The organism is Pseudomonas gorinensis, from assembly GCF_042015035.1.
Lineage (GTDB): Bacteria > Pseudomonadota > Gammaproteobacteria > Pseudomonadales > Pseudomonadaceae > Aquipseudomonas > Aquipseudomonas gorinensis.
Window position 1 is genome coordinate 6,117,335 of the sequence record NZ_CP167125.1, and the last position, 26,897, is coordinate 6,144,231.

At 59.7% G+C, this 26,897-nt stretch carries 24 protein-coding genes; 4 read left to right on the plus strand and 20 right to left on the minus strand.

The window, feature by feature from the left end:
• Window positions 1-53: 53 nt before the first annotated feature.
• The 6 genes from AB7933_RS27935 to AB7933_RS27960 form a co-directional block, all read right to left on the minus strand.
• The gene (locus AB7933_RS27935; RefSeq protein ID WP_041161015.1) at window positions 54-605 is read right to left on the minus strand and encodes a hypothetical protein; all 552 of its coding nucleotides are present in this window, start codon (window positions 603-605) and stop codon (window positions 54-56) included.
• A 730-nt stretch (window positions 606-1,335) separates the two neighbouring features.
• Window positions 1,336-2,556, minus strand: coding sequence for a tyrosine-type recombinase/integrase (locus AB7933_RS27940; RefSeq protein WP_041161295.1), 1,221 nt, complete (start codon window positions 2,554-2,556; stop codon window positions 1,336-1,338).
• Between the two features lie 308 nt (window positions 2,557-2,864).
• On the minus strand, window positions 2,865-4,442 hold the full coding sequence (guaA, locus tag AB7933_RS27945; RefSeq protein ID WP_024077274.1) for a glutamine-hydrolyzing GMP synthase: 1,578 nt from the start codon (window positions 4,440-4,442) through the stop codon (window positions 2,865-2,867).
• 82 nt (window positions 4,443-4,524) lie between these two features.
• Entirely contained in the window at window positions 4,525-5,994 is a 1,470-nt protein-coding gene (gene guaB / locus AB7933_RS27950; RefSeq protein WP_017530001.1) for an IMP dehydrogenase, read from the minus strand.
• Between the two features lie 104 nt (window positions 5,995-6,098).
• Window positions 6,099-6,647 (minus strand): hypothetical protein, encoded by a 549-nt coding sequence (locus tag AB7933_RS27955; RefSeq protein ID WP_024077275.1) that lies wholly within the window; start codon window positions 6,645-6,647, stop codon window positions 6,099-6,101.
• A gap of 137 nt (window positions 6,648-6,784) precedes the next feature.
• Complete coding sequence (locus AB7933_RS27960) at window positions 6,785-7,552, minus strand: sulfite exporter TauE/SafE family protein (RefSeq protein ID WP_024077276.1); 768 nt, start codon at window positions 7,550-7,552, stop codon at window positions 6,785-6,787.
• A gap of 99 nt (window positions 7,553-7,651) precedes the next feature.
• Here AB7933_RS27960 and AB7933_RS27965 point away from each other — a divergent pair, with 99 nt between their 5' ends.
• From AB7933_RS27965 to leuA, 4 genes are all read left to right on the plus strand, one after another.
• On the plus strand, window positions 7,652-8,542 hold the full coding sequence (locus AB7933_RS27965; protein ID WP_024077277.1) for a LysR family transcriptional regulator: 891 nt from the start codon (window positions 7,652-7,654) through the stop codon (window positions 8,540-8,542).
• A 10-nt stretch (window positions 8,543-8,552) separates the two neighbouring features.
• Entirely contained in the window at window positions 8,553-9,932 is a 1,380-nt protein-coding gene (gene xseA, locus AB7933_RS27970; RefSeq protein ID WP_024077278.1) for an exodeoxyribonuclease VII large subunit, read from the plus strand.
• A 3-nt stretch (window positions 9,933-9,935) separates the two neighbouring features.
• Window positions 9,936-10,757 (plus strand): peptidoglycan DD-metalloendopeptidase family protein, encoded by an 822-nt coding sequence (locus AB7933_RS27975; protein WP_024077279.1) that lies wholly within the window; start codon window positions 9,936-9,938, stop codon window positions 10,755-10,757.
• 323 nt (window positions 10,758-11,080) lie between these two features.
• The gene (leuA, locus tag AB7933_RS27980; protein WP_024077281.1) at window positions 11,081-12,760 is read left to right on the plus strand and encodes a 2-isopropylmalate synthase; all 1,680 of its coding nucleotides are present in this window, start codon (window positions 11,081-11,083) and stop codon (window positions 12,758-12,760) included.
• 170 nt (window positions 12,761-12,930) lie between these two features.
• Here leuA and AB7933_RS27985 read toward each other — a convergent pair whose 3' ends face one another.
• From AB7933_RS27985 to hscA, 14 genes are all read right to left on the minus strand, one after another.
• On the minus strand, window positions 12,931-13,722 hold the full coding sequence (locus tag AB7933_RS27985) for an amidohydrolase (protein WP_024077282.1): 792 nt from the start codon (window positions 13,720-13,722) through the stop codon (window positions 12,931-12,933).
• On the minus strand, window positions 13,710-14,858 hold the full coding sequence (locus tag AB7933_RS27990; protein WP_024077283.1) for a pyridoxal phosphate-dependent aminotransferase: 1,149 nt from the start codon (window positions 14,856-14,858) through the stop codon (window positions 13,710-13,712). The genes AB7933_RS27985 and AB7933_RS27990 overlap by 13 nt, the downstream gene beginning before the upstream one ends.
• A 114-nt stretch (window positions 14,859-14,972) precedes the next feature.
• A complete protein-coding gene (der, locus tag AB7933_RS27995; protein WP_041161016.1) occupies window positions 14,973-16,442 on the minus strand; it encodes a ribosome biogenesis GTPase Der in 1,470 nt (489 codons plus the stop codon).
• A gap of 260 nt (window positions 16,443-16,702) precedes the next feature.
• Window positions 16,703-17,854, minus strand: coding sequence for an outer membrane protein assembly factor BamB (gene bamB, locus AB7933_RS28000; RefSeq protein WP_024077286.1), 1,152 nt, complete (start codon window positions 17,852-17,854; stop codon window positions 16,703-16,705).
• A complete protein-coding gene (locus tag AB7933_RS28005; protein WP_305452419.1) occupies window positions 17,847-18,488 on the minus strand; it encodes a YfgM family protein in 642 nt (213 codons plus the stop codon). The genes bamB and AB7933_RS28005 overlap by 8 nt, the downstream gene beginning before the upstream one ends.
• Before the next feature lie 41 nt (window positions 18,489-18,529).
• A complete protein-coding gene (gene hisS, locus AB7933_RS28010) occupies window positions 18,530-19,819 on the minus strand; it encodes a histidine--tRNA ligase (protein WP_024077288.1) in 1,290 nt (429 codons plus the stop codon).
• Between the two features lie 23 nt (window positions 19,820-19,842).
• Complete coding sequence (gene ispG, locus AB7933_RS28015) at window positions 19,843-20,952, minus strand: flavodoxin-dependent (E)-4-hydroxy-3-methylbut-2-enyl-diphosphate synthase (RefSeq protein ID WP_024077289.1); 1,110 nt, start codon at window positions 20,950-20,952, stop codon at window positions 19,843-19,845.
• Window positions 20,953-20,954: 2 nt separating this feature from the next.
• Window positions 20,955-21,977, minus strand: a complete 1,023-nt coding sequence (locus AB7933_RS28020; protein ID WP_024077290.1) for a RodZ domain-containing protein — start codon at window positions 21,975-21,977, stop codon at window positions 20,955-20,957.
• A complete protein-coding gene (pilW, locus tag AB7933_RS28025; RefSeq protein WP_024077291.1) occupies window positions 21,977-22,735 on the minus strand; it encodes a type IV pilus biogenesis/stability protein PilW in 759 nt (252 codons plus the stop codon). The genes AB7933_RS28020 and pilW overlap by 1 nt, the downstream gene beginning before the upstream one ends.
• A gap of 12 nt (window positions 22,736-22,747) precedes the next feature.
• On the minus strand, window positions 22,748-23,896 hold the full coding sequence (gene rlmN, locus AB7933_RS28030; RefSeq protein WP_024077292.1) for a 23S rRNA (adenine(2503)-C(2))-methyltransferase RlmN: 1,149 nt from the start codon (window positions 23,894-23,896) through the stop codon (window positions 22,748-22,750).
• Window positions 23,897-23,924: 28 nt separating this feature from the next.
• Window positions 23,925-24,350 carry a nucleoside-diphosphate kinase gene (ndk, locus tag AB7933_RS28035; protein WP_017846179.1) on the minus strand — a complete coding sequence of 142 codons (426 nt, stop codon included), beginning with the start codon at window positions 24,348-24,350 and terminating at the stop codon, window positions 23,925-23,927.
• A gap of 91 nt (window positions 24,351-24,441) precedes the next feature.
• Window positions 24,442-24,642 (minus strand): Fe-S cluster assembly protein IscX, encoded by a 201-nt coding sequence (gene iscX, locus AB7933_RS28040; RefSeq protein ID WP_017846180.1) that lies wholly within the window; start codon window positions 24,640-24,642, stop codon window positions 24,442-24,444.
• 14 nt (window positions 24,643-24,656) lie between these two features.
• Complete coding sequence (fdx, locus tag AB7933_RS28045) at window positions 24,657-24,998, minus strand: ISC system 2Fe-2S type ferredoxin (protein WP_003175958.1); 342 nt, start codon at window positions 24,996-24,998, stop codon at window positions 24,657-24,659.
• 3 nt (window positions 24,999-25,001) lie between these two features.
• Window positions 25,002-26,864, minus strand: a complete 1,863-nt coding sequence (gene hscA / locus AB7933_RS28050; protein ID WP_024077293.1) for a Fe-S protein assembly chaperone HscA — start codon at window positions 26,862-26,864, stop codon at window positions 25,002-25,004.
• Window positions 26,865-26,897: the final 33 nt, after the last annotated feature.

Here is a 26,897-nt window from a genome sequence, read left to right on the forward strand (position 1 = left end):
CCTGGAGCTGTGCCTGCATTTCTTCGTAGATGGCCATCGTCTTTTCAGTGGATTCAGTCGTGTTCTTTAGACCTGATCAAGGCTGCCAAATTTGGCATGACATTGGCATCAAGGTGGTCCTGCATTCGCTGGCTCAGATGGTGCTCGTTGGGAAGATCAATGTCCTCTTGACTCGCCCATTTCCGCAAAACGCCCAGCAATACCATGCTGACGGTATGACCATCTTCCATGTACTGGAGCAGGAAGGCCTTTAGCCTCCCCCGTCCTTCATCGGTATGCAGGTCAAAACCGCCGGGCACATCATGTAGCCGATGTGCGATCACGTTGCGATACTGGAGGAAGCGATCCAACTTGTCGTCGAAGGTGGGATGCAGATCAACCCGCTTCCGCAGTGCTTTAAGCAGTTGTCCCAGAGTGGCTTTTGAATGTCGCTCAAGCAGGATCTGAAGCTGTTCCACTGTTTGCAGTGGCTCGCCGTGCAAAGGAAACGTTAGGCAATTGCACAATAGGTGCTCAACACTCTGCCCCGCGATCACCGCAAGGCCCAATGTCTTCAACACATCGTCCTGTACAGGATTGTAGCCAGTTTGCGCTTTATCTTTCATGAACATGTCATTCCTTGATGTGCTGGAGGCGAAAAGTGGAATCGTTCTACAGCCAAAGCCCGCGTTGTTTATATTTCATGGTCATCAGTTCCTAGATCAAATCATCATCGGCTGAGAGGGAAACTCCACCAAGGCATCCATCGCGTGGAAAAGACATGCTCCATAGATGAAATGGAGTAGCCCAGACTCCTGTCCAGCTCTAATGACTACACCGACAAACAGGTGAGGGTCTCCAGATACGAAGACGGGAGATCCGCTCAATCCATCGATATCACGTCGAGCGTCGAATGCTCGTTTCTACCTGGGCGTGCCAGGGCGAGTTGATGTGGCCTTCGGCTTTACCGAGCCATCCCGAAGGCGCATCGAGACCGAGCAAACTTTACTGTGAGGCTCACAACCCACGGCGTAGCGATGAAGCTCGGCGCGCTTATCAGCGCGACCGGAGGTATGCACTGGAGTATGAGGATTTAATCGCAAAAATCTGGTCCCAAGGAGCTGCTGTTTTCCCGAGGTGGGATATAGAGACATGGGCTGAGGTCAGGAAAACGGCCTATAGCCAGCTCCAGATACTCAAGTCACCAACAAGCTCGGTGGATGAGTTGCTGAATCAAGGCATTACCAACCAGGCTGAAATTGCCCGCCAACTTGGCGTATCACGCCAAGCAGTATCTGCGGCCATCAGACGACGAGCTCGAAAGCAGTAATCATCATAAGATCGAAAATGTTAACTTCACTCTTTGCCGACGTTGCTTCGACGTGGCCGACTAAGTGTCCACTCGTCAATCATATCCGCCCAATCCTGCAACATCGCCCGACGCTGATCGCGGTATTCAGCCTTGTTGTAAACGGCCCTTACGCCCTTCTGCTCATGCGCAAGGCACTTCTCAATCCAATCTGAGTTGTAACCAGCCTCATGCAGCAGCGTGCTCGCTGTGCGCCTCAAATCATGCGGTCCGAACTTGCTCAGCGACTGCCCTTCTTTTTGCGCAAGCCGGTAAGTCAGCGTCAACACCTGATTGATCGTCGCGGTGCTCATTGGCAAATCAGAATCGTACCGGGAGGGAAAGACGTAGTCTGAACCGCCAGCAAACGTCTTCAATGCAATGAAGAAATCCAAAGCCTGCTGAGATAAGAACACCAAATGAGGATTGCGGCGCTTCATCCGCTCTTTCGGAATGGTCCATAGGGCTTCGCTGAAATTGATTTCGTTCCAGGTAGCGTTGGTCAATTCACTTTTACGAACCATGGTCAGCAACAACAGCTTAGCGGCGACTCTCACGGATGAGGCGGTGCCGATGCGGTCCAGGTATTGATACATCAACGCGATTTCGTCAGGTCCTAAAGCGCGGTCACGTGGCTCGAATTTAGCGATGCTTGCAGGACGTACCAGATCCGCCGGGTTCTCGACCTTCTGGCCACGCTCTATCGCCCATCGGAACACCTGCATCACAATCTCGCGGGAGTGCACAGCCGTGGCTGGAGCTCCACGCTCCACAATTGCATCAGTCAGCGTTCGCAGATCCTCATGATTGATTTCCACCAGTTTCTGATTACCGAAGTGCGGCTTTAGCTCGCGCTCGTAAACCGACCGGCGCATGTCACGCGTCGAGTCAGCCATCTGATACCCACGCAGCCATTTCTCAGCCCACGCATCAAATGTCTCTGCCCCTTTGGTGCGTGCCTTGGCACGTGCTTTCTCTTTGGCAGGTGACTTACCCGCCGAAACCATCTTTTTAGCCTCGCCCAGGCGCTCTCTGGCTTCCGCAAGTGTGATGCCACCCACGCCATAACGACCGAACGTGATGGTCTCCTGACGGCCATTGATTGAGTAGTTGTAACGAAATGAGATGGAACCGGCAGCAGTGACGGCCACGTACAGCCCGTCGCGGTCGTTCACCTTGTAGAGTTTTTCTTGCGGTTTGAGGTTACGCAGCTTGGTATCGGTCAGCATGGCAGTTACGGATCCCATGGAAAAAATACCATGCTCAGAAAAGCACTCATGCACCAAGATAAAACCCAATGAAACCGGGCTGATGATGAGATTTGATACCATGCCCTTCCCTACTAGGGCGACATGGTATCGAGCACCGAACATGGCATTTGGCTCAGTCAATGCCCTGTACCATGCCATACAAACACGGTGCTTGGCGATGCACAAAGCTGCCAGAATTTGCCAGACCCAAAAAACCAAAAGCCCGCATTTACGCGGGCTCCAGGGCACTTCTTGCTAGTTGGTGCCGGACAATGCCGGACGTCCCATCATTCCCACTCAATCGTCGCCGGCGGCTTGCTCGACACGTCATACGTCACGCGCGAGATGCCTTCGATCTCATTGATGATACGGCCGCTGACAGTTTCCAGCAGTTCGTACGGCAGGTGTGCCCAACGAGCGGTCATGAAGTCGATGGTTTCCACGGCACGCAGGGCCACGACCCATGCGTAACGACGGCCGTCGCCGACCACGCCAACCGATTTCACCGGCTGGAACACCACGAATGCCTGGCTGACCTTGTGGTACCAGTCGGCCTTGCGCAGTTCTTCGATGAAGATGTGGTCGGCGCGACGCAGCAGGTCGGCGTATTCCTTCTTCACTTCACCGAGGATCCGCACGCCCAGGCCCGGGCCTGGGAATGGGTGGCGGTAGACCATGTCGTACGGCAGGCCCAGTTCCAGGCCGAGGCGGCGGACTTCGTCCTTGAACAGTTCACGCAGCGGTTCTACCAGCTTGAGGTTCATTTCCTCAGGCAGGCCACCCACGTTGTGGTGGGACTTGATCACGTGGGCCTTGCCGCTCTTGGCGCCGGCCGATTCGATCACGTCGGGGTAGATGGTGCCCTGGGCGAGGTACTTGATGTTGTCCAGTTTGTTGGACTGGGCATCGAATACGTCGATGAAGGTGCGACCGATGATCTTGCGCTTCTTCTCCGGGTCGGACTCGCCGGCCAGGTTGTTCAAGAATTGATCTTCAGCGTTGGCGCGGATCACCTTGACGCCCATGTTCTCAGCGAACATGGCCATCACTTGCTCACCTTCGTGCAGGCGCAGCAGGCCGTTGTCGACAAACACGCAGGTCAGTTGGTCACCGATGGCCTTGTGCAGCAGCGCGGCAACCACGGAAGAGTCAACGCCGCCGGACAAGCCCAGCAGGACGTTGTCGGTGCCGACCTGGGCGCGCACCTGGGCGATAGCGTCTTCAGCGATTTTCGACGGTGTCCACAGGGCTTCACACTCGCAGATGTCGAGGATGAAGCGCGACAGGATGCGGCCGCCTTGCTTGGTGTGGGTCACTTCCGGGTGGAACTGCACGCCGTAGTAACGACGCTCGTCACTGAACATGCCAGCGATCGGGCAACTTGGGGTGCTCGCCAGGATGTGGAAGTCCTGCGGCATCTTGGTGACCTTGTCACCGTGGCTCATCCATACGTCGAGGCCGAACAGGCCGTCGGCGTCGATGTGGTCTTCAATGCCGTCCAGCAGTCGGCTCTTGCCGACCACGTCGACACGGGCGTAACCGAACTCACGCAACTCGGAACCTTCAACCTTGCCACCCAGTTGCTCGGCCATGGTCTGCATGCCATAGCAGATACCGAACACGGGCACGCCCAGGTCGAATACGGCTTGTGGGCAGCGCGGGCTGTTGGCTTCGTGCACGGACTCGGGGCCACCGGCGAGGATGACGCCTTTCGGTGCGAATTCGCGAATCGCTTCGTCATCCATGTCGAACGGATGCAGTTCACAGTACACACCGATTTCACGCACGCGGCGGGCGATCAGTTGGGTGTACTGGGAACCGAAATCGAGGATCAGGATACGGTGGGCGTGAATGTCGAGGGCCATGAGATCAGTCTCGTCTAATGAATCAGAAACAACTCGGGGCTGAATAAGACAGCCCCGGTTACTTAACTATTTGCTGGAAGCATCAACCTACGCGGTAGTTTGGCGCTTCCTTGGTGATCTGCACGTCGTGGACGTGGGATTCGGCCATGCCGGCACCGGTGATCCGCACGAACTCAGGCTTGGTGCGCATTTCTTCGATGTTGGCGCTACCGGTGTAGCCCATCGAGGAGCGCAGGCCGCCCATCAGTTGATGGATGATGGCGCTCAGGGTGCCCTTGTAGGGAACACGGCCTTCGATGCCTTCCGGTACAAGCTTCTCGGCGCCTGCCGAGGAATCCTGGAAGTAACGATCGGAAGAACCTTGCGCCTGGGACATGGCGCCCAGCGAACCCATGCCACGGTAAGCCTTGTACGAACGGCCCTGGAACAGTTCGATCTCACCTGGCGCTTCTTCGGTACCGGCGAACATCGAGCCCATCATCACGCAGGAAGCACCGGCAACGATGGCCTTGGACAGGTCACCGGAGAAACGGATGCCGCCGTCGGCGATCAATGGAACGCCAGTACCTTCAAGGGCTGCAGCGACGTTGGCGATGGCGCTGATTTGCGGCACGCCCACACCGGCGACGATACGCGTGGTGCAGATCGAACCAGGGCCGATACCGACCTTGACGGCATCCGCGCCCGCTTCGGCCAAGGCCTTGGCGGCAGCGCCGGTGGCGATGTTGCCGCCGATAACCTGCACTTCAGGGAAGTTCTGCTTGACCCAACGAACGCGGTCGATCACGCCTTTGGAGTGACCGTGGGCAGTGTCGACCACCACCACGTCAACACCGGCCGCAACCAGGGCCGCTACACGGTCGCCGGTGTCTTTACCGGTACCGACCGCAGCGCCAACGCGCAGGCGACCTTGGTCGTCCTTGCTGGCCAGCGGGTAAGCCTTGGCTTTTTCGATGTCGTTGACGGTCATCATGCCTTTGAGGGCGAATTTGTCGTCGACAATCAGCACGCGCTCGATGCGGTGCTTGTGCAGCAGTTCGCGCACATCGTTCTTGTCGGCGCCTTCCTTGACCGTGACCAGACGCTCTTTGGGCGTCATCACTTCGCGGACGGTGACTTCAAGACGGTTCTCGAAACGCACGTCACGGGAGGTGACGATGCCGACCAGGTCGCCATCATGCAGCACCGGAACGCCGGAGATGTTGTGCAGGCGGGTCAGGTCGAACAGGTCGCGCACGGTGGCGTCGGCTTCGATGGTGATTGGATCTTTCACCACACCGGCTTCGTAACGCTTGACCTTGCGCACTTCGGCAGCTTGCTGCTCGATGGTCATGTTCTTGTGGATGATGCCGATGCCGCCTTCCTGAGCCATGGCAATGGCCAGACGGGCTTCGGTGACGGTGTCCATGGCAGCGGAAACCAGGGGAATATTCAGCTCGATGCCACGGGTTAGGCGGGTCTTGAGACTGACTTCGTTAGGAAGTACCTCGGAATAACCGGGCACTAGGAGAATGTCGTCGAATGTCAGAGCTTCTTGGCTGATACGCAGCATCGCGGGGGCTCCCGAGCGGGAAAATGGAAGCGCGCCATTATACTCAGACACCCCCCAGGTCTCAATGTAAAACTCTGACATATTTGGGAATAGTGATAGAAGGGCTACAACTCGACTTTGACCCAACTCATCTTCTGATCCAACCAGTCGGCGAATTCATCGATAAAGCTCTGCTTGAACCCCGCCTCCGCCCAGTTGTTGAAGATGAACCCGAGGTTGGAAAACCCACATTCCTGGAGGAATAAAAAGCCATTGATGTCATCTTCATGCCCACACAACGGACAGGTGAAGTTGTCGGTGTGGCCAGGCATCCAGTCTTCCAGGCTTTCGAAGAGCGCCTCGCCGACTTCCTTGAGGCATTCCGGGCAGCCGGCCTCTTCGAGAAACCCCTTGGCGGGGGTATAGATGCAGCGCTTATAGATGATTTCCAACCCATTGACCGGCTCGTTGAACGGCAGCGCCTCGGGATGCAACACCACCGCGCGGGCGCCGTCGGCCAAGGCATAGGCCATGCGGTTGCCGGTGCGCCCGCAAGTGGTCAGCTCTTCCTTGACGATGTTCTTGCGCACCAGCCAGCGCACGATCGCCCGTGCGCGCGGTTCGTGGACCGGCAAGGTGGAGATTTTCGGGACAAGGATGCTTTGGGAGTTCATGAGAGTCCTGCGGTGTGGCTTCTGGCCTCATCGCGGGCAAGCCCGGCTCCCACATTGGAACGCAATCAACTGTGGGAGCCGGGCTTGCCCGCGATGACGCCCGGGAGGACGGCAGCTTAATCCCTGAAGAAATCAGGTCAAGTACTCAAATACCGTCCGATCAAAGCAATCCCACTGGCCAGCACCAGCCAGGTCACCAACCGCACAAACGCCTCGCGCGACATACGCATCGTCAGCCGACGCCCGCACCACAGCCCCAGGACCATCGCCGGCAGCAGGCACAACGCCAACATCAACAGCGGCAAGTCGGCGTACACCCCAGCAATCAGGAACAGGCTCAGGCGCACCACCGTGCTGCAACTGATCAGCGCACTCTGAGTGGCACGGGCCGCGTCCTTGGGTAAACGACTGTTCAGGTAGATCGCATATAAAAAGCCGCCACTGCCGAACAGCGCGCCAAACAGACCGCCGACCGTGCCCATGGGTATCGACCACCCCGCCGCCAGCTGCGCCGGCCGGGCTTTCACCGCCAGGCTGTAGATTGCGTAGGCGCTGATAAACAGCCCCATCAACAGCAACAACAGATCGGAATGCAGGTTGAGCAAAAACACCACGCCCAGGGTGCAGCCAATCGCCATGCACGGCAGCAGTCGCAATAACTCCGGCTTGTTCACCTCACGTCGCGATTGCAGGAGGTTGCCGAACGCCGCGACAAAATCCAGTAGCACCAGCAACGGAATGATCTTCGACAGTGGCATAAACACAATCAGGATCGGCCCCGCCACCAGTGCCGTACCGAAGCCGGCAATGCCAAACACGATATAGGCCACCGCGGTACCCAGGCCGATCACCAGCCAATCAACGCCGCCAAACGACCACTGACTCATCAGCTCAATCGGGCCCATGGGTTATTCCTTGAAAGAGATGGCTATCACTTTAGCCATCCGCGAGGGTTGCGACTAATATCTTCAAAGCCACTCACCCATCTCGAAAAGGCATGACATGTGATTTCCACTCGCCAACTGCGCTACTTCGTCGAGATCGCCGACAGCGGCAGTTTCAGCGCCGCCGCCGAGCGCCTGTTCATCGCGCAATCGGCCCTGAGCAGGCAGATCAAGGCACTGGAAACCCAGCTGCAAACCCCACTGTTCGAACGCACTGCGCGCCAGCCCAAGCTGACGGCCGCCGGCGAAGCCTTTTACCCACGGGCACGCAACCTGCTGGGCGAACTGCACAAGGCCAGTAACCTGGCGACCCAGGTCGGTAACGGCCAGCTCGGCACCCTGCGCCTGAGCCATTCGAGCACCGTGCCGATGAACGGTGCGCTGTTGCAAGGCATCAGCACCTGGCTGGAACGCTGCCCTGGCGTGTCGATGGATATCGCCAAACTGTCCTCCGAAGCGCAGCTGGAGGACATCGCCGACGGTCGCCTGGACGTCGGCCTGTTGCGCTTGCCGGTGTTGCGCCAACGTGAAGGGGTGCGCGTCGTGCCTTTATATACCGAGCGATTGCTCCTGGCGGTACCGCCGAATCACCCATTGGCGCGCAATGACGAGGCCGTCGACCTGGCCCAGCTCAAGGATGAGGCGTTTATCTCGATCCCCCACCCCCAGCGCGGCGGCCTGAGCTATCTCTCCGCCGAGCTGTGCATGCGCGCCGGATTTTTCCCCAAGGCCGCGCGGGTGATGTCGCGCAAAACCACGCAGTTGCAGTTGATCCAGGCCGGCTTCGGGATTGCCCTGCTACCAGAGTCCATGCAAGACATCGCCCCGGCCAGTCTGCACTTTTTACCCCTGGCCGACCCGGACTGCCTGAGTACCGTGGCGCTGGCCTGCCCCCAGGCGCCGAGCGCGCTGGTGGAGCAATTCTGTCAAACCTTGCACGAATGCCTATAAACTGCCGCCCATGATTAAAGATCCCTTTGCCCGTCTGGGCCTGGACCGCGAAGTCCTGACTGTCAGCCAACTCAACGGCCGCGCGCGGGTGTTGCTGGAGGACGTGTTCACCAATATCTGGGTCGAAGGCGAAATCTCCAACCTCGCCCGTCCGGCCTCCGGCCATGTGTATTTCACCCTCAAGGACAGCAGCGCCCAGGTGCGTTGCGCATTGTTTCGCAACAATGCCGCACGGGTGCGCCAGGCGTTGAAAGACGGCTTGGCGGTCAAGGTGCGCGGCAAGGTCTCGTTGTTCGAGGGCCGTGGCGATTACCAGCTGATCCTCGACACGGTGGAGCCGGCGGGTGACGGCGCGCTGCGCCTGGCCTTCGATGCCTTGAAGGAGAAACTCAGCGCCGAGGGCCTGTTCAGTGCCGAGCGCAAGGTGCCGCTGCCGGCCCATCCACGGCGCATCGGCATTATCAGCTCGCCCACCGGCGCGGTGATCCGCGACATCATCAGCGTGTTCCGCCGCCGTGCACCGCAGGTGCAATTGACGCTGATCCCCACGGCCGTGCAGGGCCGTGAAGCCATCCCGCAAATTGTGCGGGCATTGAAGCTGGCTGACGCGCGCGGCTTCGACGCGCTGATCCTGGCCCGTGGGGGTGGTTCGCTGGAAGACCTCTGGTGCTTCAACGAAGAGGCTGTGGCGCGGGCGGTTGATGCCTGCGTGACGCCGATCGTCAGCGCCGTCGGCCACGAGACCGACGTCTCCATCAGTGACTTCGTGGCTGACGTCCGCGCGCCCACGCCTTCCGCCGCAGCCGAACTGCTCGCGCCTGACGCCAGCAACCTGGTCCGCCAGGTCGAAAGCCTGCATCGTCGCCTGGTGATGCTGATGCGCAACCGGCTGACCCACGACCGCCTGCGCCTGGAAGGCATGGCCCGTCGCCTGCGCCACCCCGGCGAGCGTCTACGCCAGCAGGCACAGCGCCTGGATGACCTGGACATGCGCCTGCGCCGCGCCTTCGAACGCAGCCTCAATACCCGTCGCGAACGTTTGATCCGCCTGGAAACCCGTCTCGCCGGCCAACACCCTGGCCGCCAATTGGCCCTGCTGCGCCAGCGCCTGGACAGCCTCGCCGAACGCCTGCCCCGCGCCATGCGCGAGGGGCTCAAGGCGCGCCGCCTGCAACTGCAAAGCCAGGTGCAGACGCTGCATGTGGTCAGCCCCCTGGCGACCCTGGGCCGTGGCTACAGCATCCTGCTGGACGAGCGCGGCCAGGCCATCCGCAACGCGGCACAAACCCAAACAGGCCAGCGCCTGACCGCACGCCTCGGTGAAGGCCAATTGCAAGTGCGGGTGGAAGACAACCACCTGACGCCCGTTACCCTTTCGCTTCTGGATTGATCGATGCCACGTCTATTTAGCCTGTTGATGCTGCTGTGCCTCACCGTTAACGCCCAAGCCGACAGCTATATCACCCGAACCCTGAACAAACCGGTGCCGGGCGGGGTTGCCGTGGTCGAACTCGGCCCTTCAGCCACCGTGCCGAAAGCCACGTACCAGGGCAAACCGGTACTGGTCGTGAAGGAGCAGGACAACTGGCTGGCGATTGTCGGCATTCCGCTGACGGTCAAGCCGGGCAATGAACGCATCAGCAGTGGCGGGCGCAACCTGCCGTTTATCGTCGGCTACAAGCAATACCCGGAACAGCACATTACCTTGAAGAACAAAAGCCAGGTCAACCCCGACCCGGTGCAGCTCAAGCGCATCGAAGCCGAACTCGCCGTGCAACTCAAGGCCTACCGCAGTTTCAGCCCGACCCTGCCGAGCAACCTGGTGCTGGACAAACCGGTGAACGGCCCGCTGTCGAGTAAATTCGGGGTGCGCCGTTTCTTCAATGGTGAAGAGCGCAATCCCCATTCCGGCCTGGACTTTGCCGTACCGGCCGGCACGCCAATCAAGACACCGGCGAACGGCAAGGTGATTCTGGTCGGCAACTACTTCTTCAACGGCAACACCGTGTTCGTCGACCACGGCCAAGGCTTTATCAGCATGTTCTGCCATATGTCGAAGATCGACGTGAAGGTGGGCCAGCAACTGGTACGCGGCGCAGTGGTGGGCAAGGTGGGCTCGACGGGCCGTGCGACCGGGCCGCATATGCATTGGAATGTCAGCCTCAACGATGCCAGGGTCGATCCGGCGATCTTTATCGGCGCCTTCCAGCCCTGAATGGCTCAATTGCGCGCCCGATAATCGGCGCGCAATTAAAAATAGGCCAAGGACAGATTCCAACCATAAAATCTCGTTTCACGCGCCAATAGAAGAACTTCTCTCAATTTTTATCGACTGCTTGCCATCTTTCACCCCTGAGGTTAGGGTTGGGCTTATGAAAACCTCTCACACCCTCATTCAGCTCCGCCAGCACCGCAGCCTGTGCCTCGTCAGCGCACGACTGCCAGGCTGAATCGATCTGCCTCGTCTTTAGCTTTATCCCCAAAAACAGTTCTACGGCAGGCCGCCTTTTCTCGGCCCCTACAACAAAGGATTTCCCGATGAGCATGCTCAAAGACCCGTCTTCGAAGTACCGCGCGTTTCCGACCATCGATATTCCGGACCGCACCTGGCCATCGAAAACCATCACCACCGCGCCGATCTGGTGCAGTTCCGACCTGCGCGATGGCAACCAGTCGCTGATCGAACCGATGGACGCGGTGAAGAAGCTGCGCTTCTGGAAGACCCTGGTCGCTGTCGGCGTGAAGGAAATCGAAGCCTCGTTCCCGGCCGCATCGCAAACCGACTTCGACTTCGTGCGCACCCTGATCGAAGACAACCACATCCCCGAGGACACCACCATCCAGGTGCTGACCCAGGGCCGTGAAGACTTGATCGCACGCACCTTCGAATCCCTGCGCGGCGCCAAGAAAGCCATCGTGCACTTGTACAACGCCACGTCGCCGTCGTTCCGCCGCATCGTGTTCAACCAGGACAAGGACGGCATCAAGGCCATCGCCGTCAACGCAGCCAAGCTGTTCGTCAAATACGCCGCCCAGCAGCCGGAAACCCAGTGGACCTTCGAATACTCCCCGGAGACCTTCAGCGCCACTGAGCTGGAGTTCGCCAAGGAAGTCTGCGATGCCGTGATCGAGGTGTGGAACCCAACGCCCGAGCACAAGATGATCCTCAACCTGCCAGCCACTGTGGAATGCGCCACGCCGAACATCTATGCCGACCAGATCGAGTGGTTCGGTCGCCATATCAACCGTCGTGACAGCGTGATCATCAGCCTGCACACCCACAACGACCGTGGTACCGGCGTCGCCGCCACCGAGCTGGGCCTGATGGCCGGCGCCGACCGCGTCGAAGGCTGCCTGTTTGGCAACGGCGAACGTACCGGTAACGTCGACCTGGTTACCGTGGCACTGAACCTGTACACCCAGGGCGTCAATCCTGAGCTGGACTTCTCCGACATCGACGGCGTGCGCAAAGTCGTCGAAGAGTGCAACCAGATCCAGGTACACCCACGTCACCCGTATGTGGGCGACCTGGTGCATACCGCGTTCTCCGGCTCTCACCAGGATGCAATCCGCAAGGGCTTCGCCCAGCAGAAACCCGACGCATTGTGGGAAGTGCCGTACTTGCCGATCGACCCGGCCGACATCGGCCGCAGCTACGAGGCAGTGATCCGGGTGAACAGCCAGTCGGGCAAAGGCGGCATCGCCTACCTGCTGGAGCAGGAATACGACATCAGCCTGCCACGTCGCATGCAGATCGAATTCAGCCAGGTGGTACAGGCCGAAACCGACCGCGTGGGCCTGGAAATGACCGCACCGCAGATCTACGCCTTGCTGCAGCGCGAATACCTGCAAGCCAACACCCCGTATGCGCTGGTCAGCCATCGCCTGCAGGAAGAGAACGGCAACAGCACCGTGGAAGTGGAAGTCTCGGGCAAAGGCCAGGGCGAAACCAACCTGCGTTGGCAGGGCAAGGGCTACGGCACCCTGGAAGCACTGGTCGCCGCCCTGCCGATCAAGGTGGAGATCATGGACTACAACGAACACGCGATCGGTGCAGGCACCAATGCCAAGGCAGCGGCCTACATTGAATTGCGCGTGAACGGTGAGCGTCCAGTGCATGGCGTGGGCATTGATGAAAACATCACCACCGCCAGCTTCAAGGCCGTGTTCAGCGCGCTGAACCGCTCGTTGAGCCAGCTGGAAGCGAAAGCGGCGTAAACCTTAGCGCCGTAATGCAGAAGGCCCCTGGGTGAGAATCCAGGGGCCTTTTTATTGAGTTTCAGATTGGGGTGGCCTGTCAGGGACTCATCGGGGGCAAGCCCCCTCCCACATTTTGAATGTATTCACAAATCAAAGTGTGGGAGGAGGCTTGCCCCGATAGCGGTCTATCAGACCAACTCAAAGGTATCGGCATCCAGGTTCGCCGGGAACCGCGTGCGATAAGCCGCCAGTTCAGCTGCATCGAGGCACACCTGGAACACCCCGTCCGCCTCCCCTGCGCTCAGCAAGGTCTCACCCTGGAAGTCCAGCACCTGGCTGTCGCCGGTATAAGCGAAACCCTTTCCATCCGTACCCACCCGATTCACCGCCGCCACGTAACACAGGTTCTCGATCGCCCGCGCCGGCAACAACCGGTTCCAGTGCAGACGCCGCGCTCCCGGCCAGTTGGCGGTGTACAGCAACAGGTCGGTGTCCTGGGCATCGCGGCTCCACACCGGGAAGCGCAGGTCGTAGCAAATCAACGGACGAACCCGCCACCCCTTCAGCTCGAACTGCACCTGGCGCTCGCCGGGCGTGTAGTGATGGTGTTCGCCGGCCATGCGGAACAAGTGGCGCTTGTCGTAGTGCAACACCTCGCCATCCGGCCGCGCCCATAACAGGCGGTTGCGGTGGCTGCCATCGGCGGCCTGGATGATCACGCTGCCAGTGATCACCGCACTGTATTTTGCCGCCTGGGCCTGCATCCAGTGATGGGTGGGGCCGTTTTCCGGCTCGGCGAGGGTTTGTGAGTCCATGGAGAAACCGGTGGTGAACATCTCCGGCAGCACTATCAGGTCGGCGCCCCGTGCCTGTTCCAGCAGCAGATCAAAATGCTCAAGGTTCGCCTGGCGGTCGTGCCAGGCCAGGGTGGTCTGGACCAGGGCGATATTCAGGTTCGGTAATACAGTCAGATCACGCATAGTTTTTCGGCTGCTTGCCGCAGCGTCTCCTCGCGTTTGGCAAAGCACAGGCGCACCAGGCGCTGGCCTTGGGGTGGGTTCTGGTAGAACACCGAGACAGGGATGGTTGCCACGCCGTGTTCGCGGGTCATCCACAGGGACATGGCGACGTCATCCAGGTCAGGACGAATACGGGAGTAATCCACCAGCTGGAAGTAGGTACCGGTGACGCGGGTAAAGCTGAATCGGGACGCTGCCAGCAGGTCGCAGAACAGATCGCGCTTGGCCTGGTAGAACGCTGGCAGTTCGTCGACGTGCTCCGGGTGTTCAGCCATGAAGTCGGCCAGCGCGTATTGCAACGGGGTGACGCCACAAAAATTGACGTATTGATGCACCTTGCGCAGTTCGGCTGTCAGGGCCGGGGGAGCGACCACATAGCCGGTTTTCCAGCCGGTGACGTGGTAGGTCTTGCCAAAGGAGCTGACCACGAAAGCACGCGAGTACAGCTCTTCGTGGGCCAGCACACTGATGTGGGGCACGCCATCGAACACCAGGTGCTCGTAGACCTCATCGCTGACCAGGTAGATATCGCGGTCGCGGATCAGTGCCGCCAACAGGTCCAGCTCGGCACGGCTGATCAGCGCGCCAGTGGGGTTGTGCGGTGTGTTAAGGATGATCATGCGCGTGCGGGGCGACAGCGCAGCCTGGATCTTTTCAAAGTCGAGGGTGAAGTCTTTCAGGTTCAATTGCACATGCACGCAGCGACCACCGGCCAGCTCGACCGAAGGTTCATAGCTGTCGTAGCACGGGTCGAACACGATGACTTCGTCGCCGCTGCGAATCACCGCCTGGATCGCGCAGAAGATGGCCGCCGTGGCGCCTGGGGTGATGGTCACTTCACTGTCGGCGTTGACCGTGGCGCCATAACTGCGGGCGATTTTGGCCGCCACTTGCTGACGCAGGCCCGGCAGGCCGGTCATGGGTGCGTATTGGTTGTGGCCACTGGCAACGTGTTTGCCCACGGCATCGAGCAAAGCCTGGGGGCCATTGAAATCGGGAAAGCCCTGGGACAGGTTGAGCGCGCCAGTTTCGGCAGCGAGTTGCGACATGGTGGTGAAAATGGTCGTGCCGACATTTGGCAGCTTGCTGTTGATCATCGGAGGCCCCTGCAGGTGAGCCTCAAGTTTTAAGCTGCCAGCCTCATGGGGTCAAGGCTCAAACCTGCGCGCACAAAAAAGGGCTCGTCGAGAGCCCTTTTTTCGACGACGAAATCAGCGCTTGTCGCGGCGCTTCTTGTCGGCCTTCTTGTGGTGAGTCATCAAACGACGCTTCTTGTTCACCTGACGGTCGGTCAGTGTGTTCTTGTTGCCTTCGTATGGGTTCTCGCCACCCTTGAACTCGATGCGGATCGGCGTACCGACCAGCTTCAAGACACGGCGGTAGGTGTTTTCCAGGTAACGCACGTAGGACTTCGGCACCTTCTCGATCTGGTTACCGTGGATCACGATAATCGGCGGGTTGGCACCACCCAAGTGGGCGTAACGCAATTTGATCCGGCGGTTGTTGACCATCGGCGGCGCGTGCTCGCCAACAGCATCTTCCAGGATCTGGGTCAGGCGGTTGGTTGGCCAACGGGTGACCGCGGACTTGAACGAGTTCTGTACCGAGGCGTAGAGGTTACCCACGCCTGTGCCGTGCAGGGCCGAGATAAAGTGGATATCGGCGAACTCCACGAAGAACAGCCGACGTTGCAGCTCGATCTTGACGAAATCGCGCTCGCTCGGCGTCATGCCGTCCCACTTGTTGATCGCGATCACCAGTGCCCGACCGGCTTCCAGGGCGAAGCCCAGCAGGTTGAGATCGTGATCCACCACGCCTTCGCGGGCATCCATCACGAAGATCACCACGTTGGCGTCTTTGATCGCCTGCAGGGTCTTCACCACCGAGAACTTTTCGACTTCCTCGTGGATCTTGCCGCGCTTGCGCACACCCGCGGTGTCGATCAGGGTGTACTTCTCGTCATTACGCTCGAACGGGATGTAGATACTGTCGCGGGTGGTACCGGGCTGGTCGTAGACGATAACCCGGTCTTCACCGAGCATGCGGTTGACCAGGGTCGACTTGCCGACGTTCGGGCGGCCGATGATGGCGATCTTGATACCGTCTTTTTCACTCGGGCCAGGAATGCGCTTGGCTTCCTCACCTTCGGCGACGATCTCTTCTTCGCCCTCTTCTTCCTCGGCGTCATCCTTAGGAAAATCGCGCAGGGCGATTTCCAGCATCTGGGTGATACCGCGACCGTGGGCACCCGCGATCGGGATCGCGTCGCCCAGGCCCATTGGGCTGAATTCGGCGCGGGCCATTTCAGGATCGATGTTGTCGATCTTGTTGGCGACCACGTAGGAACGCTTGTTGCGCTTGCGCAGGTGCTCGCCAATCATCTGGTCGGCAGCGGTGTAGCCCGCACGGGCATCCACCAGGAACAGCACCACATCGGCTTCTTCAATGGCCAGCAGCGACTGCTCGGCCATCTTTTCGTCCATGCCATGCTCGTCACCGGAGATACCACCGGTGTCGACAATAATGTAGGAGCGCCCTTGCCACTTTGCCTCACCGTATTGGCGATCACGGGTCAGACCAGACAAGTCGCCGACGATGGCGTCGCGAGTCCTGGTCAGGCGGTTGAACAAGGTGGACTTGCCGACGTTAGGTCGGCCCACCAGGGCGATTACGGGAACCATGCGGCTCTCCACTTCGTTATTTCAGAAAATACAAAAGCCGCTGCAAGGCAGCGGCTGGTGCTCGGGGCGGCATTTGAAATGCCACATACCCTGCCCGACACCGATTCCTGTAGGAGCGAGCTTGCTCGCGAAAAACCTGAGGACGCCGCGTTTATCCGGAAAAACCGCGTCAGCGTTGACGTCCTTCGCGAGCAAGCTCGCTCCTACAGTAAGCAATGAAGCAGGGCCGCCTGGGGGTAACCCCAAGCATAGTCAAACCTTTACTTGATGGTCAGGGCTTCCAGCTTGCCGCTGTTGCCAAACACATAAAGCATGTTACCCACGACCAGCGGACGGGCACGCAGGCCATCGCTGTCGATACGCTCACGACCTACAAAGCGACCGTCCACCTGGCTCAGCAGGTGCAGGTAACCTTCGAAATCGCCTACCGCTACATAGCTGGAGAACACTTCCGGTGCCGACAGTTGACGGCGAGCCAGGGAGTCATTGCTCCACAGCGCAGTGGTGGAACGCTCGTCGACACTTTCAACAGTACCGGACGCCAGGCTTACGTAGACGCTGCCAAACCCTTGGGCGACACCCGCGTAGCTGGAAGCATCACGCTGCCAGTTGATGCGACCGCTCTGAAGGTCCAGCGCGGCAACGCGGCCCTGGTAAGTGGCGACGTAGAGGGTTTCACCCGACAGCAGCAAGCCGCCGTCGATGTCCACGACGCGATCCAGCTCGGAACGACCTTGCGGGATAGCCACGCGGGTTTCCCACGCAGGTACGCCATTCTGGGTGTCCAGGGCGACCACTTTACCGGTCGACAGGCCTGCAACGGCCAGATTGTTGGTCACAACCGGACCACTGGTACCGCGTAGGGTCAACACCGCAGGGGTGCTGTCATACAACCAGCGCTGTGCGCCGGTGCTGGCGTCGAGGCCGATCACACGGTCGTCCTGGGTTTGCACCACGACGATATCGCCGTTGGTAGCAGGCGGTGCGAGGACTTCACTGGTCACGCGAGCGCGCCATTTCTCTTCACCGGTGCTGGAGTCCAGCGCCACGACTTCGCCCTTGAGCGTGCCGAGCATCACCAGACCGTAACCCACGCCTACGGCGCCGGACACAGGCAGTTCCAGGTCTTTCTTCCATTTCACGTCGCCGTTCATGCGATCCATGGAGATCACCACGCCGGTCACGTCAGCCGCCACAATGTTGTCACCGTCGATTGCCGGTACCAACATGTTGTAGGTTTCGCCCTGGCCGTCACCGATGGAGCGGCTCCATTGCTTTTGCAGGACGACTTCTTCCTTGAAGCTGGTCAGCTCGGCCGGAGGCAGTTCTTTTTTACTGTTGCTGCTGCAACCCGCGGCCAGAACGGCCAGAGCCAGCAATGCTGCATGTTTCCAACGGATCACGTCACGCATCCCCTTTGGCCAAGTCGTCGAGCTTGATTTGTAAGCCACCGACCGCCGCTTCATCAGACAGCGCCGCCTTGGCTTTTTGGTACGCAGCATTGGCTTCGTCGGTACGACCCAATTGGACCAACAGGTCCCCCTTGAGCTCTTCGCGAGTGGCTACAAATGCCTTGTCAGCATCGCCGTCGAGCAGTTCGAGTGCTTCGTCGGCCTTGTTCTGTGCCGCCAATACCTGGGCCAGGCGCTGACGTGCGATTTCACCCAGGGTCGGGTTGGTCGGCTTGTCGGCGACGGCCTTCAGTTCAGCGGCTGCATCGTCCAGCTTGCCGGTATCGACCGCGACTTTCGCGACGAACAGGCTGCCGTATTGGGCGTAGGTACTGCCGCCAAATTCGTTCTTCAGCTTGCTTGCCAGGTCAGCCACCTGTGCAGGATCGGGCTTGCCGTCCGGCGTAAGGGTGGTTTCCAGCAATTGCTGATAGAGGATCGAGGCGCCTTGGGATTGGTTGGCCTGATACTTGTGCCAGGCTTGCCAGCCGAACACCACCACTAAAGCCAGCAGGCCACCGGTAACCAGGGGCTTGCCGTTACGCTGCCACCAGTCCTTGAACTCGGCCAACTGCTCATCATCAGTACTCGACACCCCAATACTCCTTAATCGCTAAATTCGGCTGTTCGACAGCTTCAACCCTGCACGACGCAGGTGGCCAAGTGCGCGGCGAGCGCATCGAAGGCAATGTTCTGTTGCTCACCCTGGCCACGCAGGGGTTTGAAACCTATCACTTGCTGGGCCAGTTCGTCATCGCCGAGGATCAGTGCATACAGCGCACCGCTCTTGTCAGCCTTCTTGAACTGGCTCTTGAAGCTGCCCGCGCCGGCATTGACCTGCAGGCGCAGGTTCGGCAGCTGGTCGCGCACTTTTTCGCTCAGGGCCAGGGCAGCCAGTTCGGCGGCCTCGCCGAAGGCGCACAGGTACACGTCCACCTGACGGGAGATTTCTTCCGGGACCTGTTCCAGGGTTTCGAGCAACAGGATCAGGCGCTCGATGCCCATGGCAAACCCCACGCCAGTGGTCGGCTTGCCGCCCATCTGCTCGACCAGGCCGTCGTAACGGCCACCGGCGCACACGGTGCCCTGGGCGCCGAGCTTGTCAGTGACCCACTCGAATACGGTCTTGCTGTAGTAATCGAGGCCGCGTACGAGTTTCGGGTTGATCACGTAGGGGATACCCACCGCGTCCAGGCGAGCCTTGAGGCCCTCGAAGTGCGTACGGGACTCGTCGTCCAGGTAGTCGGCCATTTTTGGCGCGTCGACCAGTACGGCTTGCGTGTCGGCATTCTTGGTATCGAGGACGCGCAGCGGATTGGTCTTCAGGCGGCGCTGGCTGTCTTCGTCAAGTTTGTCCAGGTGGGCGGACAGGTACTCGACCAAGGCAACCCGGTAGCGGCCGCGAGATTCGCTGGTGCCCAGGCTGTTGAGCTCAAGCTTGACCGCGTCGCGGATACCCAGCAGGCCCCATAGGCGCCAGGTCAGCACGATCAGCTCGGCGTCGATGTCCGGACCGTCGAGGTTGAACACCTCCAGGCCGATCTGGTGGAACTGGCGATAGCGGCCTTTCTGTGGGCGCTCGTGACGGAACATCGGGCCGATGTACCACAGTTTCTGCGGCTGGCCACCACCGGTAAGGCCATGCTCAAGCACGGCGCGCACGCAGGCGGCAGTCCCTTCCGGACGCAGGGTCAGGGAGTCGCCATTGCGGTCTTCGAAGGTGTACATCTCTTTTTCGACGATGTCGGTCACTTCACCGATAGAGCGCTTGAACAGCTCGGTGAATTCGACGATCGGCATGCGGATCTGCTTGTAACCGTAGTTATCCAGCAGGCGCGCGACAGTGCCTTCGAAATAGCGCCACAGCGGCGTCTGCTCCGGCAGGATGTCGTTCATGCCACGTATGGCTTGCAGAGACTTGCTCACATCAAATCCTTAAATTCGTTCAATCAGCCGCGCGCGATCAGCGCTGCGTCAGCCGCGACCTTTTCGGCCGCTTTCTGGCGGATCAGTCTTTCGAGCTCATCCACCAGATTGTCATTCGTCAACTTCTGCGACGGCTTACCGTCGATATAGATCAGGTTCGGCGTGCCGCCGGTCAAGCCGATATGGGCTTCCTTGGCTTCACCCGGGCCGTTGACCACGCAACCGATTACCGCAACATCCAACGGTACCAGCAGGTCCTCGAGGCGCCCTTCCAGTTCGTTCATGGTTTTCACCACGTCGAAGTTCTGCCGCGAGCAGCTCGGGCAGGCAATGAAGTTGATGCCACGGGAACGCAAATGCAGGGATTTGAGAATGTCGTAACCGACCTTCACTTCCTCTACCGGGTCTGCCGCCAGGGAGATGCGGATAGTATCGCCAATCCCTTCGGCGAGCAGCATACCGAGACCCACCGCAGATTTCACTGTGCCTGAGCGTAAACCGCCGGCTTCGGTGATCCCCAGGTGCAGCGGCTGCACGATTTCCTTGGCCAGCAGGCGGTAGGCTTCTACTGCCATGAAGACGTCGGACGCCTTTACGCTGACCTTGAAGTCCTGGAAATTCAGGCGTTCAAGGTGCTCAACGTGGCGCAGTGCCGACTCAACCAACGCGGCAGGAGTGGGTTCGCCGTATTTCTTTTGCAGGTCTTTTTCGAGGGAACCGGCGTTGACGCCGATACGGATCGGAATCCCGCGGTCACGGGCAGCATCCACCACGGCACGCACGCGGTCTTCACGACCGATGTTGCCCGGGTTGATGCGCAGGCAATCGACGCCGAGTTCGGCCACGCGTAGCGCGATCCTGTAGTCGAAGTGGATGTCGGCAACCAACGGCACCTTGACCAATTGCTTGATACGGCCAAAGGCTTCGGCAGCGTCCATGTCCGGCACGGAAACCCGCACGATGTCGACGCCAGCCGCTTCCAGACGATTGATCTGGGCGACGGTAGCTGCGACATCATTGGTGTCGCTGTTGGTCATGCTTTGTACTGCGATGGGGGCATCGCCACCCACCGGCACCGAGCCGACCCAGATCTTGCGCGATACGCGACGTTTGATTGGAGATTCGCCGTGCATGACTATTGTCCCAACTTCAGGCGAGCGGTCTCGCCACTGGTGAACGGCGCCACGTCCACAGGCTGGCCGTTGTAGGCCACTTGCGCGCCACGGGCAAAGCCCAGACGCAGCGTCAAAGGTGGTTTGCCGCCCTGGTCGAGCGTGTCGCCCTTACGCTTCAGACCGCTGAACAGCACTTTGCCATTGCCATCGGTGAGCTGCGTCCAGCAATCAGCAACAAAGGTGATTTGTACGTGCCCGTCACCCGCGATCAACGCAGGTGTGGTGGGCGGCGAAATCGCTGGCGCCGCCGGGGCAGCTGGGGCGGTAGTCGCAGGAGCCTGGGCGGGAACAGCCGGTGCATGGGCCTGGGCAGCAGGCGCTACCGGAGTATGAGCAGGTACGGCCGGGGTACTTGGAACGGCCGGTGTAGCCGGAGCAGGTACTACGGCGGTTGCAGTGCCTGCATCCGGTATCGGTTGCTCGGTGGCGGGCGGCACCTGGGGCGCAGCCTGGCCTTCGACAACAGCCTGGTCTTCCGGCTCGTCGAGCGGGTGAATCTGGGTGGTGCCGTCGGCGCTCTCGACTTCGACGTGCTCCATGCTGTTACTGGCCAGGTCCTTGCCGCGCTGGGAAGTCTGGTCCTGCCACCAGAGGAAGCCACCACCGATGACGGCGATCAACAGTAACAGGCTGACAATACGCAAGATCGTGTGGGAAACCCGCACCGGCTCTTCGATGCGACCCAGGCCATGGACATTGCTGCCCTGGGAGTCGGTACCGGTGAACTGGTCGAACTCCTGGACCAGGACGGCCTGGTCGATGCCCAGCAATTTGGCGTAGGCGCGGATATAGCCGCGGGCAAAGGTATGCCCAGGCAGCTTGTCGAACGCGCCGGCTTCCAGGTTGCCCAGGGACGTGGTGGTCAAATTGAGCTTGAGGGCCACTTCTGCCAGCGACCAACCATTGCTTTCGCGGGCCTGACGCAAGGTCTCGCCTGGGTTTACGCGATTAGCTGCTACAACTTCCGGGTGCGCCGCTTTCATCATTGCTCCGACAGGTATTGCTGATATTCCGGGGTACCGGGATAGAGTCGTTCGAGTTGCTGGCCAAAACGTGCGGCCGTGTCGCGTTCTTCATGAACCGTCGCCAGGCGCACGCCGAGCAATAGACTACGTGCATTTTGCCCGCTGAGCAGGCTAAAACGCTCGTAATAGTCACGTGCCGGCACATAATGCCTGTCTTCGTAGGACAACTCAGCCATTTCGAGCAAGGCTCGTGGCTGGCGACTGTTCAGGTGCAGGGCTTTTTCCAACTGCTGGCGCGCGCTGTCGCGCAGACCGAGGCGCTTGGAGGTCACTCCCAGGTTCTCGAAAACGCGCGAGCGCTCAGGATAGAGGGTATCGGCGCTGGCTTGCTGGAAATAACGAGAAGCCTGGTCATAGCGTTTCTGCTCGAACAGAAAGCTGCCGTAGTTGTTCAGCAGCCGTGGGTCGGCAGGACGGGAGGCCAGGGCCTTGTTGAAATACTGGTCGGCCAGTTCAGGCTCGGCCTGGGCCTGGAACACCAAGGCCAGTGCAGCATTGGCGTCGGCATCGTCGCGGTCCAGCTCAATGGCCTTTCTCAACGGCACCTTGGCTTGCTCGCTCATGCCTTGGCGCAGGTAACCCAGGCCCAACTGAACATAGGCCGCTCGCGCCTCTTCACGGCCCTTGCCGGTTTGCAAAGGGCTGTCATGGCCCGATGAAACACAACCGGCCGCAAGACCGGTAACCAGCAGGAGCAGCGCAAGGCGCAAGGGCATAGAGATCCTCTCTCAGGTTCGATTCGCAGCGCTTTGCGGCATATCGTCGGTGGCACTCAGTTCGCGCACCGCGATATAACGTTCGCTGCGACGGGTGCGATCCAGCACCTGTCCTACCAATTGGCCACAAGCGGCGTCGATGTCTTCACCACGGGTGGTACGTACGGTGACATTGAAGCCCGCCTGGTGCAGTTGATCCTGGAAACGGCGGATGGCGTTGTTGCTCGGCCGCTCGTAGCCAGAATGGGGAAACGGGTTGAACGGAATCAGGTTGATCTTGCACGGGATGTTCTTGAGCAACTCGATCATCTCGACCGCGTGTTCGACCTTGTCGTTGATGTCCTTGAGCAAGGTGTACTCGATGGTCAGCACGCGCTTTTCGCCCAGGGACGACATATAGCGCTGGCAAGATTCGAGCAGCATCTTAAGCGGATACTTCTTGTTGATCGGCACCAATTGGTTACGCAATGCGTCATTCGGTGCGTGCAGCGACAACGCCAGGGAGACGTCGATGTGCTTGGACAGCTCATCGATCATCGGCACCACGCCGGAAGTCGACAGGGTCACACGGCGCTTGGAGATGCCGTAGCCCAGGTCGTCCATCATCAGGTGCATGGCCGCAACCACGTTGTCGAAGTTCAGCAGCGGCTCACCCATGCCCATCATCACCACGTTGGTGATGGCACGGTCGACGGTCGCCGGGACGCTGCCAAAGGATTTGTTGGCAATCCACACCTGGCCAATGACTTCGGCGGCGGTGAGGTTGCTATTGAAGCCTTGCTTGCCGGTGGAGCAGAAACTGCAATCCAGGGCACAGCCTGCCTGGGACGAAACGCACAAAGTGCCGCGTTTGCCCTGGGGAATGTATACGGTCTCGACGCAGCTGCCGGACGCCACGCGCACCACCCATTTACGGGTGCCGTCGCTGGAGATGTCCTCGCTGACAACTTCCGGACCACGGACCTCGGCAATGGCCTTGAGCTTGTCACGCAGGGCCTTGCTGACGTTCGTCATGGCATCGAAATCGTCGACGCCAAAGTGGTGAATCCACTTCATTACCTGACCGGCACGGAAACGCTTCTCCCCGATTGAGTCGAAGAATTTTTCCATTTCCTGTTGAGTCAGACCCAGCAGGTTGGTTTTTACAGTCGATGTAGTCATGGATTCACCTTCACTCTTAAGCCAATGCTTAGCGAGTGGTTACTTCAGTAGCTGCGAAGAAGTACGAGATTTCGCGAGCAGCAGCGGCTTCGGAGTCCGAACCGTGTACAGCGTTGGCGTCGATGGAGTCAGCGAAATCAGCACGGATGGTGCCGGCAGCTGCTTCTTTAGGGTTGGTAGCACCCATCAGTTCGCGGTTCAGAGCGATAGCGTTTTCGCCTTCCAGAACCTGAACAACGACAGGACCGGAGATCATGAAGGCAACCAGGTCGCCGAAGAAGCCACGAGCGCTGTGCTCAGCGTAGAAACCTTCAGCTTCAGCCTTGGACAGTTGCTTGAGTTTCGAAGCTACAACCTTCAGGCCGGCTTTTTCGAAACGAGTGGTGATCTCGCCGATGACGTTTTTTGCAACAGCGTCAGGCTTGATGATGGAGAAAGTACGTTGAACAGCCATGGTGTAACTCCAGAAACGGTAATTTACGAAAAATTAAACCCGCGAATTATACGCGGGTTCTTGGGTATTGCCTAACTGCGTAAGGGAGGCGTCAGTCCTGTTCTTCTTTCCAGGCTGTCTGAATAGCTTCCAAAACCTTTTCGCCACCGCGATCACGCTCATCGTCAAAACCTGGCAAGGCCATGACCATGTCACGCAAAGCAACAAAGTTCAGCGAATAGGGATCCATATCCGGGTTGCCGTCGGCCAACAGGATAGCGATTTCTTGCACATCAACCCATTTAAGACTCATGACACTTCCTTGAATCAGTGCGGCGCTTCGGCCGCATGGTTGAGGGAATATTTCGGGATTTCGACGGTGATGTCTTCCGTTCCGACCTTTGCCTGACAGCTTAGGCGAGAAGTCGCTTCCAGGCCCCAGGCCCGGTCAAGAAAGTCCTCTTCCAACTCGTCCGCTTCTTCCAGAGAGTTGAACCCCTCACGAATGATGCAGTGGCAGGTGGTGCAAGCGCACACTCCACCACAGGCACTTTCGATCTCGATGTGGTTGTCATGGGCAACTTCGAGGATGGACTTGCCGGTCTCAGCCTCAACAACCATACCGTCCGGGCAGTGCTCGGCGTGTGGCAGAAAAATGACCTGCGGCATTGATTATTCCTCGATTTCATTCAGGTTGCGCCCGGCCAGTGCGGCTTTCACCGTCTGATCCATGCGGCGGGCGGCAAAGGCGTCAGTCACCTGCGACAAGCGCTTGGTCTGTTGCTCGATGGCGTAACCATCGTTGCCTTTCATCAGTTCGGCCAGTTCCTGCATCTGCAGGTCGATGACCATGCGCTCTTCGGCATCCAGCAGGCGCTCGCCGTCGGCGTCAAGGGCGCCCTGCACCGCTTCGAGCAGGCGCTGGGCATCCACTTGTTGCTCACGCAGTACGCGCGCGACCTTATCGTCACCGGCGTACTGGAACGAGTCCTTGAGCATCTTGGCGATTTCGCCGTCAGTCAGGCCGTAGGACGGCTTGACCTGGATGCTCGCTTCGACGCCTGACGCCAATTCACGCGCAGCCACGCTGAGCAGGCCGTCGGCGTCGACCTGGAAGGTCACGCGAATCTTCGCGGCACCGGCAACCATGGCCGGGATACCGCGCAATTCGAAGCGCGCCAGCGAGCGACAGTCGCTGATCAGCTCGCGCTCACCTTGCAGCACATGAATCATCATGGCCGTCTGGCCATCTTTATAGGTCGTGAAATCCTGGGCGCGGGCAACAGGGATGGTGGTGTTGCGCGGAATCACCTTCTCCATCAAGCCGCCCATGGTTTCCAGCCCCAGGGACAACGGAATCACGTCGAGCAGCAACAGCTCGCCACCATCGCGCTTATTGCCGGCCAGGGTATCGGCCTGGATCGCCGCACCGATGGCGACCACTTGATCCGGATCGATTTCGGTCAGCGGCTGGCGGCCAAAAGCTTCGGCCACGGCTTCGCGAACACGTGGTACGCGGGTCGAACCGCCGACCATGACCACGGCGACTACGTCTTCCAGCTCGACGCCGGAATCACGCACGGCGCGCCGGCAGGCTTTCAGGCTGCGGGCGACCATCGGCTCGATCAAAGCATCGAAGGCTTCACGGGTCAGTTGGGCCGACCAGCTACCATAGGACACTTCAACCGATGCAGCATCAGTCAGCGCTTCTTTAGCAGCGCAGGCGGTTTGCAGCAGGTTGCGCTGCGCGCCCGGGTCCAGATCGGCGGACAAGCCGGCACTGGTGATGATCCAGCCCGCGATGGCGTGATCGAAGTCATCGCCGCCCAGGGCTGTATCGCCACCCGTGGCCAGTACTTCGAAGACACCGCCAGTCAGGCGCAGGATCGAAATATCAAAGGTGCCGCCGCCCAGGTCGTAAATGGCGACCAGGCCTTCGGCATGCTGGTCCAGGCCATACGCCACAGCGGCTGCCGTCGGCTCGTTGAGCAGGCGCAGCACGTTCAGGCCGGCAAGCTTCGCCGCGTCCTTGGTGGCCTGGCGCTGAGCATCATCGAAATAGGCCGGAACCGTGATCACCGCCCCGACCAGCTCGCCGCCCAAGGTGGTTTCTGCACGCTGGCGCAGCACCTTGAGGATATCGGCCGACACTTCCACCGGGCTCTTCGGGCCCTGGACGGTGTCGATGAACGGCATGTGGGACTCGCCACCGACAAAGCGGTACGGCAGTTGGTCGCCCAGCTGCTTGACGTCGGACAGACCACGACCCATCAAGCGCTTGACCGACAGTACGGTATTCAGGGGGTCGGTAGACGCCGCCAGCTTGGCCGACTCGCCCACTTCGGTGCGATCGGCGTGATAACGCACAGCGGACGGCAGGATCACCTGGCCATCGGCGTCGGGCAGCGGCTCGGACAGGCCGCTGCGCAAGGCAGCGACCAGGGAATTGGTGGTGCCCAGGTCAATCCCCACCGCCAGGCGACGCTGGTGCGGTTGAGGGCTTTGGCCGGGTTCGGCGATTTGCAGTAGAGCCATGGTAATCAGGTCTTATCTGTCTATCAGGCGTGC

What these genes read in the sequence shown, in the direction of transcription:
- rlmN (WP_024077292.1), bottom strand. Translation starts at nt 23,896, where the DNA reads ATGACTACATCGACTGTAAAAACCAACCTGCTGGGTCTGACTCAACAG.
- bamB (WP_024077286.1), bottom strand. Translation starts at nt 17,854, where the DNA reads ATGCGTGACGTGATCCGTTGGAAACATGCAGCATTGCTGGCTCTGGCC.
- fdx (WP_003175958.1), bottom strand. Translation starts at nt 24,998, where the DNA reads ATGCCGCAGGTCATTTTTCTGCCACACGCCGAGCACTGCCCGGACGGT.
- AB7933_RS27955 (WP_024077275.1), bottom strand. Translation starts at nt 6,647, where the DNA reads ATGAACTCCCAAAGCATCCTTGTCCCGAAAATCTCCACCTTGCCGGTC.
- hscA (WP_024077293.1), bottom strand. Translation starts at nt 26,864, where the DNA reads ATGGCTCTACTGCAAATCGCCGAACCCGGCCAAAGCCCTCAACCGCAC.
- AB7933_RS28020 (WP_024077290.1), bottom strand. Translation starts at nt 21,977, where the DNA reads ATGAAAGCGGCGCACCCGGAAGTTGTAGCAGCTAATCGCGTAAACCCA.
- leuA (WP_024077281.1), top strand. Translation starts at nt 11,081, where the DNA reads ATGAGCATGCTCAAAGACCCGTCTTCGAAGTACCGCGCGTTTCCGACC.
- AB7933_RS27990 (WP_024077283.1), bottom strand. Translation starts at nt 14,858, where the DNA reads ATGATCAACAGCAAGCTGCCAAATGTCGGCACGACCATTTTCACCACC.
- iscX (WP_017846180.1), bottom strand. Translation starts at nt 24,642, where the DNA reads ATGAGTCTTAAATGGGTTGATGTGCAAGAAATCGCTATCCTGTTGGCC.
- pilW (WP_024077291.1), bottom strand. Translation starts at nt 22,735, where the DNA reads ATGCCCTTGCGCCTTGCGCTGCTCCTGCTGGTTACCGGTCTTGCGGCC.
- der (WP_041161016.1), bottom strand. Translation starts at nt 16,442, where the DNA reads ATGGTTCCCGTAATCGCCCTGGTGGGCCGACCTAACGTCGGCAAGTCC.
- guaA (WP_024077274.1), bottom strand. Translation starts at nt 4,442, where the DNA reads ATGGCCCTCGACATTCACGCCCACCGTATCCTGATCCTCGATTTCGGT.
- AB7933_RS27935 (WP_041161015.1), bottom strand. Translation starts at nt 605, where the DNA reads ATGAAAGATAAAGCGCAAACTGGCTACAATCCTGTACAGGACGATGTG.
- ndk (WP_017846179.1), bottom strand. Translation starts at nt 24,350, where the DNA reads ATGGCTGTTCAACGTACTTTCTCCATCATCAAGCCTGACGCTGTTGCA.
- AB7933_RS27975 (WP_024077279.1), top strand. Translation starts at nt 9,936, where the DNA reads ATGCCACGTCTATTTAGCCTGTTGATGCTGCTGTGCCTCACCGTTAAC.
- xseA (WP_024077278.1), top strand. Translation starts at nt 8,553, where the DNA reads ATGATTAAAGATCCCTTTGCCCGTCTGGGCCTGGACCGCGAAGTCCTG.
- ispG (WP_024077289.1), bottom strand. Translation starts at nt 20,952, where the DNA reads ATGCACGGCGAATCTCCAATCAAACGTCGCGTATCGCGCAAGATCTGG.
- AB7933_RS27985 (WP_024077282.1), bottom strand. Translation starts at nt 13,722, where the DNA reads ATGCGTGATCTGACTGTATTACCGAACCTGAATATCGCCCTGGTCCAG.
- guaB (WP_017530001.1), bottom strand. Translation starts at nt 5,994, where the DNA reads ATGCTGCGTATCAGCCAAGAAGCTCTGACATTCGACGACATTCTCCTA.
- AB7933_RS27960 (WP_024077276.1), bottom strand. Translation starts at nt 7,552, where the DNA reads ATGGGCCCGATTGAGCTGATGAGTCAGTGGTCGTTTGGCGGCGTTGAT.
- AB7933_RS27940 (WP_041161295.1), bottom strand. Translation starts at nt 2,556, where the DNA reads ATGCTGACCGATACCAAGCTGCGTAACCTCAAACCGCAAGAAAAACTC.